The organism is Thomasclavelia sp. (assembly GCF_017889095.1).
Classification (GTDB): Bacteria; Bacillota_I; Bacilli_A; order Erysipelotrichales; family Coprobacillaceae; genus Thomasclavelia.
The window spans coordinates 1-2,610 of record NZ_JAGHEW010000263.1; the positions used below are offsets into that span (position 1 = coordinate 1).

Consider the following 2,610-nt stretch of genomic DNA (forward strand, 5'->3'; position numbering starts at 1 on the left):
GGACTGTAAACAATGTTCCTTTTAAATTAACATTGATCATCGTATCAAAGAAATCTTCTGAAATATCTTCAAGAGCTGCTTCTTTACAAAAACCGGCATTGGCAAAAATAATATCTAAATGCTGATGATTTGCTTTAATTGTATTGGCAATTGCTTCTAAATCACTTTTTTTAGAGACATCACCTTGCAATGCTTTAACATTTTTTCCTAATTGTAAAGCGGCTTTTTCAAGCACTTCTATTCTTCTTCCAACAATATAAACAAAAGCACCAGCCTCACTTAATCTTTTGGCAGCACCATAACCAAGACCAGTACCGCCACCAGTAACTAAGGCTACTTTTCCCTGTAATTCAGTATTATTCATTTTCATTTACCTCCGTTTGATCAAAAAGTAAGTTATAGAATTTAATTTTAAAATCTTCGATATTACTGCTTGTATATTGATCATATAGTTTTTGACAAACTGAATCAGTTGGATAATGAATTTTATCTTTACCATCAGTTGCTGCTTCATAAATTACTTTAATTGCCTGATTAGTATCTGGGAAACTAACATTTCCATCTAATAACCATTTTCTTTGATTTTTAGAAGCTGTTTCATAACCTGATACATCACGATGTGGTACTTGGAATGGCGTATTAGTTCCACCTGGGATCATTACTTTGACAGCAATATTAAATGGTTTTAATTCATAATATAATGATTCACACATTGATGATAAAGCTCGTTTAGCAGCACCATAAACACCATCTAATGGTAATGCAATAATTCCCGCTAATGATGTTGTTGTTAAGATGGTACCAGCTCTTTTTTGTTTAAAGTAAGGAATAAATTCTTGAGTAACTAACATCGTTCCAATTACATCAGTGTTAAATAATTGATGAATTTCATCTTCGCTAATATTTTCAAGTGGTGCCATAACACCGTAACCAGCATTATTAAACAAAACGTCAATGTCATATTTTTCAATAGCTTCCTTACATGCTTCTTTGATTTGTTGACTATTAGTTACATCTAATGGCATTGTAATAACATTAGGTAATTGTTCTAAATCTTTTCCTTTTTGTAAATTACGCATTGTTGCAATAACGCGCCATCCTTGGCTTGAAAAATATTCAGTTGTAGCTTTTCCGATTCCTGATGATGCTCCAGTAATAAAAATTGTTTTCATGTTATATCTCCTTTATTTGATATTTGTAATTTAAGGATCCTTTTGCTTACAACTAGAGTATATGTTAAAATTAGGTATAAGTAAAATACCAAAAAAATGATAAGGAGATAACTAAAAAGTGATGATATCTAGAAACTTAGAAATCTTTATTCAAGTAGCTAAAAGCGGTAATATTACTAAAACTGCTAAAACAATGTACATTAGTCAGCCAGCCATTAGCAATGCAATTGCTAAATTAGAAAGTGATTTGAATGTTAAATTATTTTTCCGTGATAAACGGAAAGGATTGGTTTTAACCAATGTGGGAAAGAAAATTTTATCTCTTGCAAAACAAATGGAAAGTATCGATGAACATATTAAGCAAGTTGCCTATAAAGAAAATCATTTAATTGAAGGACGTTTAAAAATAGCTATCCTAACTTCTTTAGTAGCTACTATTTTATCAAAAGTAATCAAAGAATTTAGACAATTATATCCTGGAGTCGTTATTGAAATAATTGAAGGTAGTCCCAATGATATCTATCAAATGGTAGAAAATTATCATGTTGACTTCGCAATTTCGGTATCACCGTTTAGTCACTTTGATGCTATTACTTTGCTTGAAGATCATATTATTGCTACTTTACCAGCTTCAAGCAATTCATTGTCTAGTTTAGATTTACAAACACCACCAGATTTATTAGTCATTAATAAACCGGCTTATGAAACTGTTTTGGATCATTTAAGTGATAAAAATTATCTTGATCCAGATCATTTGATGATCGTACAAACAGCGCAGAGTGCTTTACACATGGTTAAAGATGGGATAGGAATTGGAATTATTTCAGAATATACGTTAGATACTTTAGCTAATGATTTTCAAAAAATACCGGTTAAACCAAAGATTAAATTTGAAATCGGATTATTTGCCAACGATTTAAATGACTTAACGCCTATTGCTAATGAGTTTGTAAGTATGATAAAAGAGATATATGGAATAAAATAATTCTTTTTTATATTATCAATATAATCAAAGTAGCTATAGTCAGATAAAATGATGAAATTCATTAATGTTATTGAGAATTTAAGTTGAAAAAATAGTTAATTAGTTTTAAGCAGCAAAAAAGGATGAATTTTTCATCATCCCTTTTTGCTTAGTCATAATCTTATATTTAGTAAAGTCTAATAAAGACACCTATATAATTGCATATCTATATGCAAAAATCAAGTGTTATTGATGTTAAAAACTAACTTAATTAAAAGATGAATTAGTGATAATAAATAGTTAATATTTGAAATTTAATTAAGATTTTTTGATAAAATAGGAAGAAAAATTCGATACCAATTTGAGACAGTTTACAAGTCGAAATATGTTAAAATATAGACAAGCAATAATTAGTATTGCTGCTGCTGTGAAAGGAGGAATATGTAGTGACATGTTACATTTCAGGCGGGTTTA

At 29.5% G+C, this 2,610-nt stretch carries 3 protein-coding genes; 1 reads left to right on the top strand and 2 read right to left on the bottom strand.

Annotated elements, in window-relative coordinates; genetic code table 11:
• Positions 1-364 (bottom strand): SDR family oxidoreductase (locus J7M77_RS11765; RefSeq protein ID WP_296878773.1); only part of this gene is annotated, 364 nt, incomplete at its 3' end.
• Entirely contained in the window at positions 357-1,172 is an 816-nt protein-coding gene (locus tag J7M77_RS11770; protein ID WP_296878775.1) for an SDR family oxidoreductase, read from the bottom strand. The genes J7M77_RS11770 and J7M77_RS11765, both read right to left, overlap by 8 nt.
• Before the next feature lie 121 nt (positions 1,173-1,293).
• Between J7M77_RS11770 and J7M77_RS11775 the strand changes: the two genes are divergently transcribed.
• Complete coding sequence (locus J7M77_RS11775) at positions 1,294-2,157, top strand: LysR family transcriptional regulator (RefSeq protein ID WP_296878777.1); 864 nt, start codon at positions 1,294-1,296, stop codon at positions 2,155-2,157.
• Positions 2,158-2,610: the final 453 nt, after the last annotated feature.